The sequence below is a fragment of the Johannesbaptistia floridana genome (genome assembly GCF_057440575.1).
On record NZ_JALKVM010000378.1, the window covers coordinates 40515 to 47289 of the forward strand.

Sequence of the window (6775 nt, forward strand, 5' to 3'; positions counted from 1 at the left end):
TCTTAGTCTTAAGCTTGTCTAACATTTTTCTGTTGTTTGACTTGTTCAATATTGCGATACTTTTCTATCGGTTGTTCTTCGCAGATAGTTTCTCCTCTAGTTTTTAATCCTAGTTCATTACTAACATCATTGAAAACATCGTTTGCTCGTTGTTTTAATTCGTCTTCACTGGAGCGATCGCCAAAAGTATTAATAGTAATTCTATTTGCCCCTTCTTCTTTTTCAGGTGTAATTACTGTGACAATCTCTTCTCCTGCTGCATTTTTAACTTTTGCCACAAAAGCCTTCCGGTAATCAGATTCTTCATAGGTAACGTCTGCTTCATTGTCTACTGTATAACCTCGCCCTTTGAGAACTTCTACGACCTGATCTGCTATTTCTGCACGCATTTGAGAAAGAATTACCTGTGTTTTGGTATCCTCGACGATTTCAGCTAATTGTGGTCGTAGGGTTTCGATTTCCTCAGATAGTTGCTTAATTTCTTCCAGGGTAAGAGTTGATTCTTCTTGTTGAAGTCGTTTTTCAATAGTATTGAGTTTTTGCTCATAACTAGTTAAGCGTCCGTTAGTCCAATAGTTAACTTCTTCACGAAAGGTTTCTACTTCAGTTTCTACTGTACCTAGTTCTACGTCTACCTGATGATGGGCTTCGGCTTCAGCTATGAGAGTACGCAAGTCTTCAGAAACAGCGTTATAGTATATAAGCCATTCTTGTTCTCTTTGTTCTAATTCTAGACGCAGGTCCGTGAGTTCCAGATAAGCTTGTTGAGAAGTGGCGATCGCTCCTTCAAAAACGCCGTTATCTAGATTTTGTTTAGCTAGTAGTAAATTGCGTTGTAAATCTGCCAATCTATTTGGGGTAAAGCGTTCGTGTTGATAATTTTGCTCAATTTCCTTGCTAATTTGTTGTACATCTGAGAGGATGTCTTGGGCTAATTTCTCCTTGTATTTTCTTTCTTCTTCAATAGTGTTAAATACTTGGTCAATTTGTTCTTGTAGTATTTTTTGTCCCGCTTTTCTGGCTTCACGTTCTTCATCAATAAGTTGAGAAAACTTTTGATCCAACTTTTGATTTAAGGATAAATATTCTTGGCGCTGTTGAGATGTAATGCGCAGGTACTCAGCCCTTTGCTGTTGAAATCCTTGTTCCATCGCATTCTTAAGGGACTGACTTTCACGTGCTAAAGCTTGTTGCTGTCTAGTTTCTGATTCTTTGATTGAATTTTGAAATTCCTGGCGTTGTTTTTGGAGACGCTGTTGAGTATTTTGTTCTAGGGTAGCCAAGTTACTGCGTAGGCGTTTACTTTCTTGTTCTTGCTGTTTTGCCCTTTGTTCTAGGGGTGCCAGTCTTTGTAACATATCTTGTTGAGCTTCTTGACGTATTTGATTAAGACGCTCTGGCAAGTCTTTTTGGACTGAACGTAGTCGGCTTTCTTGTTCTCGTAATCTTCGTAGTTCTTGTTCTGCAACACTAACGTATCTTTCTTTTCTGCCACTCATGGTAAATAATCTCCTTCATTACTTCAAAATTCATCCACCACCAGTAAATGAGTGGGTTTTGGTGGAAGATCTGAGTCTTCCCTATTCCCCTATCAAGTATCACTATAAATAGTTGGGTTTCCTCATATCTTGCACCAGAACTTATGTACTAAATTAACCTCAGAAAAAGTTCATTTCTCTTTAGCCTATATCTTGCAAAGGTATACCAATTTTTAAGCGTTGAGCATCAGTTCTTTAACTCATTACTCATTACTTCAAAACTCATTACTCAACCACAACCAGTAACATTAGGTAAAGATGCAAGATCTGAGGTTTCGTTACCTCAACCCAACCTACAAGCTGCTGGCGATCGCGCTTTGGGCAATATTCAAAGCAATCAACAAGTGATCACCGAAATTCTACCCCCTACCAACTAACTTAGTTTAGTTTTAGAAACCATACGAGTCTTTTTGCGTTCTGCACTACTTAGTTCTTCTCCTGACTGTAGACGTGTTGAACTGTTTTGAAGCACGGTCGCTGCATTTTTATCACCTAATTGAATAGCAGTTTTAGCAGCAGTTTGTAATAAAGTGGCGGCGCCTTTGCGATCGCCCTCTGCTAGTTTTTTCTCTGCCAATTGGGTTTGACGATACTTAGCCAAAGTCAATACGGAGGTAGTTACTTTTTCCTCTGGTTGTGGTTTGTATTCATCTGTCACCATGACCGTAACTGGTATTTTATCAGAAACTATAGATTCTGCGCCTGTTAGAGGATCATCATAGCGTACTTGGACTTTAGCGATGGTTAGTTCTGGTTGCGCTGGTAGTCGATTAAGATAGAGATTAATTAAAATTACCCTAGGTACTTCTCGCATTAAATTACCGAGACGGGTAACATATTGATCATTTTGATCATTCTCTCTTTGTATATTCAATTCTACTGTTTCTGGTGATACTTGAGCTATGGGCTTCAGTTCAGCTAAACGTACGTCTGGGATTAATTCTAGAATTAGATGAGCGTTAGTTATGCCTACTGACTGGATACGAGTAAATAGGCGTTCAAACTCAACAATAGCTTCTTCTGGTTCTTGAATATGGCATAGAGTCCCGCTGGCAGAATCAGCAACTTTTTCTAGTATATCGGGATTCCAATGATTCCCAAAACCAAGAGTATTCACCGTAATATTATAGTTAGACGCCAGTTCAGCAAGCTTTAGACACCTTTGATTATCTCCGTGTTCATTTTCTCCATCAGTCAGCAGAAAAATTTGGGATACTCGATTATTTTTGCCATTGGCTATTTCCGTCATCCCGACTTTTAAACCTTCGTCTATGGATGTTCCTCCATCTGCTTCTAGTTTAGAAATATTTTCTTTGATAGTTGCTAAATCCAATGGTGCCTGATTAGATACAATTACTCTAGCCTGATGATTAAAGCTTACTATTGACAAGCGATCTTCTGGCCCTAGTTGTTCTATGATTTGTATTGCTGCTTGCTTAACTTTTTCTAGAGGTTTTCCTCCCATTGAGCCACTGCGATCTAAAATTAAACAAAGATTCAGAGGCAGATTACCTTGTGATTCTGCTTCTATGGCCGTAAGGGATATCTGTAGTTGACGTTGAGTGCTTGGTTGATTAGCATCTACTTGTTGATCGCTTAACAGTGCTTCTATACCGACTTTCATTTTTTATTGCTTTTTAGTTTCAAGAGGAAGATTTTGAGCAAAAAAGACTTGTTTTCTTTATTTCATTATATGTTAGTATATAGCGTAAAAATAAACAACATATATACTACTTAATTGTTGCAATCAATGTCAACTCAAAAAGCACAAATATTAATACACATAGGTTACCCTAAAACAGCGTCTAGTTGGTTGCAATCTAGTGTTTTTGCTAAGGAAAGTACAGGATTTTGCGTTCCCTGGAAAAATATTGTCCGAGAAGGAATGAGTAAAGGTTTGTCGAGAGATGCTGTAAACCAATTTGTAGAACCGGATAATTTTGACTTGGAAGCAACACAACAAGTATTTTATCCCTATTTAGAAACAGCCAGTAAGAAGGATTTGATCCCAGTAATTTCTAATGAATTTCTCTCAGGGGGTTTTGCTGTATATCCCAAAAACTATTACCAAGGATTAGAAAAAGATATAGTAAAAAGATTATATCAAACCTTTCCTCAGGCAAATATATTAATGGTTATTCGTGAACAAAAGTCGATAATTATTTCAGCTTATAAAGAGTATATTAAAAGAGGAGGAAAATCAAACTGTAAAAAGTTTTTGTCAGAGATAATTCGCCCAGACAATTTAAAGTTTGATGAATTAATTACAGAATATCAACAAACATTTGGAACACATAAAATTCTAGTTCTTCCTTTTGAAATGCTCAAGGGAAACCAAGCAGAATTTTGTCAAAGTATTTTTAGCTTTGTTGGATTACCTTACCAAGATTGTAGCAACACAATTGAAAAAAATATTGGGTTTACAGGAAGTCAAGTTTCTGCTCAAAGGTTAGTTAATTTCTTTTTACCTCCCCAAAGCAACTTTGGCTATAAACTCTCTTCATTAGCGTATAAAATAACTCCCAAAAATATATCAGATAATCTAGAACAAGAATTAAAACAAGTAACAAAAGAATATGTGGGAAACAAGTTTACTGAAAGTAATCAGAAAACTAGCGAAATAATTGGTATTAATTTAAGTCAATTTAAATACAGTTAAAAAATTTTTTATTGAGTTAAGAGCTTCTTATGATAAGATACAATTAATCAGTTGCAAACAGAGTAAATTCCCTTATTATGAATACTTATAAAATTCCAGAAGAAACACTCAAAGTATCAGGATCTAAAATTTTCAGTTATCCCACCTATTTAGCTGATGCCTTTGTCCCAGCAAGCTTAGAAATAGAAGCACCAGGGTATGAAGTAATTCAACCGGAGATTGCCTATACAGTAAAAGAGGGAATTACTGATTCTCTCAATACCAAAAGAATGAAGGGACAAAACCTGATTAAATACAATTTAATGAAGACTAAAAAAACATTAGGACCAGCATTAAAATTACAAGATTTTAACTTAGATAACGAAAAAATAATCTATGATGGTCGTCACATAGACCAGAATAATGTGGCCCACATGTTAATTAATATCATGCCTCCAGCATTACACATGAAAAAAAAATCTGATTTAGATATAGTAGTTATTTTAGAAGATAATGTTAAATCATTTATAGTAAAAGTATGTGAGGTGATGGAAATACCAGTAGTTGTCACTGATAAAGAAATAGAAGGGAAAATAGTTTCAGTGGCTAATTTTGAGCAATGTATGAATCCTGATAAATTTTATCAATCTTTATTACCTCTTTATGATGAAATTTTAGCCGAAGAGAAACCACCTGAGGGTTATTCAAGAATACTAATTGGGAGAAAAGGAAACAGGACTATCACTAATCAACCGGAAATTGAAGAACTACTCACCGCTTATAATTTCAAAAAAGTTTATTTTGAAGATTTCTCCATGAGTGAACAATGGTTACTCGGTAGATATGCAGAAGTGATTGTTGGTATTCATGGGGCAGCTTTTGGCGCTTTAATGTTTAATCGTAACCAAGTTAAAGTGATTGAACTGTTCCATCCAGGATATATAGTAAAAAGTATTAGAAATATAACAGCTTGTGTTGGTGGTAGTTGGTGTGCAGTAACAGGGAAAATGCCTGAAACCTATAGTGAAGAAAAAGTAGCACAAAATCCCCGGGAATTTGCCACAGCATCTCTAACTATTGATGTACAATCTTTGGAAAAAGCTTTAAAATATATGGGAATTGAAAAATAGATAAGTGATTATGACTACCGATACTTTAACTTCTTGGCTTCAATTAAAACTTCTCAGATATCAGTTTTTTGAGGTTTTAATTTTATTATCAGGTAGTTTATCTATTTTTTTTTCACTTGTATGTAATTTCTGGAAAATATTATGGTGGCTAATGTGAACTCTCAATATGACTATATAGTAGTAGGCAGTGGATTTTTCGGAGCAGTATTTGCCCAACAGGCCCGAGAATGTGGTAAAACTGTACTAGTTTTAGAAAAACGCAATCATATAGGCGGCAATTGCTATTCTTATAACTATGAAGATACAGAGGTTAATATTCATGCCTATGGTACTCATATATTCCATACCAACAATAAACCTTTGTGGGAGTACATTAATAGATTCACAGAATTTAACCGCTATCAACATAGAGTTTTAACTACTCACAAAGACAAAGTTTACTCAATGCCGATTAATTTGGGTACAGTTAATCAATTTTATGGCATCAATCTTAAACCTCACGAAGTAGACGAATTTCTCGCCAGTAAACGCGGTAATATTGCTAGACCTCAAAACCTAGAAGAAAAAGCAATTAGTTTAATTGGAGAAGATCTCTATGAAGCTTTTATTAAAGGTTATACTATGAAACAATGGGGATGCGACCCCACCAAGTTACCCGCTAATATTATTACCCGTTTGCCTGTACGTAACTCCTACCATGACTCCTATTTCAACGATTTATATCAAGGAATACCTATTGGTGGTTATACCCCTATATTTGAAAGAATGTTAGAAGGGATTCCAGTAGAATTAGAAGTTGATTATCTAGAAGATATTAACTACTGGAGAAGTAAATGCAGAGAAAAAATAGTTTACACAGGACCAATTGACCGCTACTTTGATTATAAATTTGGTCGTCTTAACTGGCGTTCTGTTAGATTTGAAATAGAAAATATTCGTATGGAAGACTATCAGGGAACTTCTGTCATGAATTATGCAGACAAAGAAGTCCCCTATACACGCATTCACGAACCAAAACATCTACATTTAGAAAAAACTCATAAACCCAATGAAACTGTGATTGTCCGTGAATATTCTCAGGTAAATAATGATGAACCCTATTATCCAGTAAATTTTGCTGAAGACAAAGAAATACTCAAAAAATATCAAGAGTTGGAATCTCAAGAAAAAGATGTGATTTTTGGTGGCCGTTTAGCACAATATAAATATTATGATATGCACCAAGTAATTGCTAGTGCTTTAAGTACTGCTAAACAGGAGTTAACTGCTACTGTAGTTTAGCTAATTTCTTTGTATTTGGCGCTTGCTGAATAAATCTAAAACTAAAACTTTGATTTGTATAGGTTTTAGCTGATTTTATTTTGAAAAAATTGCCAACTAGTAGTAGGGGCGCAAGGCTTGCGCCCATCTCTCCGGCTTGCGCCCATCTCTCCGGCTTGCGCCCATCTCTCCGGCTTGCGCCCATCTCT

At 35.7% G+C, this 6775-nt stretch carries 6 protein-coding genes; 3 read left to right on the forward strand and 3 right to left on the reverse strand.

Annotated elements, in window-relative coordinates; genetic code table 11:
- Nucleotides 1-8 precede the first annotated feature (8 nt).
- Both MW688_RS21315 and MW688_RS21320 read right to left on the reverse strand, forming a co-directional pair.
- Nucleotides 9-1499, reverse strand: coding sequence for a hypothetical protein (locus tag MW688_RS21315; protein ID WP_486738025.1), 1491 nt, complete (start codon nucleotides 1497-1499; stop codon nucleotides 9-11).
- Between the two features lie 412 nt (nucleotides 1500-1911).
- A complete protein-coding gene (locus MW688_RS21320) occupies nucleotides 1912-3162 on the reverse strand; it encodes a vWA domain-containing protein (protein WP_486738026.1) in 1251 nt (416 codons plus the stop codon).
- 126 nt (nucleotides 3163-3288) lie between these two features.
- Between MW688_RS21320 and MW688_RS21325 the strand changes: the two genes are divergently transcribed.
- The 3 genes from MW688_RS21325 to glf all read left to right on the forward strand — a co-directional run bounded on the left by MW688_RS21325 (nucleotide 3289) and on the right by glf (nucleotide 6587).
- Entirely contained in the window at nucleotides 3289-4197 is a 909-nt protein-coding gene (locus MW688_RS21325; RefSeq protein ID WP_486738027.1) for a sulfotransferase, read from the forward strand.
- Between the two features lie 77 nt (nucleotides 4198-4274).
- Complete coding sequence (locus MW688_RS21330) at nucleotides 4275-5306, forward strand: glycosyltransferase family 61 protein (RefSeq protein WP_486738028.1); 1032 nt, start codon at nucleotides 4275-4277, stop codon at nucleotides 5304-5306.
- Nucleotides 5307-5447: 141 nt separating this feature from the next.
- Complete coding sequence (gene glf, locus MW688_RS21335; RefSeq protein WP_486738029.1) at nucleotides 5448-6587, forward strand: UDP-galactopyranose mutase; 1140 nt, start codon at nucleotides 5448-5450, stop codon at nucleotides 6585-6587.
- On the opposite strand, the gene MW688_RS21340 is transcribed toward glf, so the two are convergent.
- A partial coding sequence (locus MW688_RS21340) for a hypothetical protein (RefSeq protein ID WP_486738030.1) occupies nucleotides 6574-6775 on the reverse strand: 202 nt, incomplete at its 5' end. The two genes, glf and MW688_RS21340, sit on opposite strands and share 14 nt — an antisense overlap.

Excerpts from the sequence above, each read along its gene's own strand:
- MW688_RS21315 (WP_486738025.1), bottom strand. The coding sequence starts at position 1,499 with ATGAGTGGCAGAAAAGAAAGATACGTTAGTGTTGCAGAACAAGAACTA.
- MW688_RS21320 (WP_486738026.1), bottom strand. The coding sequence starts at position 3,162 with ATGAAAGTCGGTATAGAAGCACTGTTAAGCGATCAACAAGTAGATGCT.
- MW688_RS21325 (WP_486738027.1), top strand. The coding sequence starts at position 3,289 with ATGTCAACTCAAAAAGCACAAATATTAATACACATAGGTTACCCTAAA.
- MW688_RS21330 (WP_486738028.1), top strand. The coding sequence starts at position 4,275 with ATGAATACTTATAAAATTCCAGAAGAAACACTCAAAGTATCAGGATCT.
- glf (WP_486738029.1), top strand. The coding sequence starts at position 5,448 with ATGGTGGCTAATGTGAACTCTCAATATGACTATATAGTAGTAGGCAGT.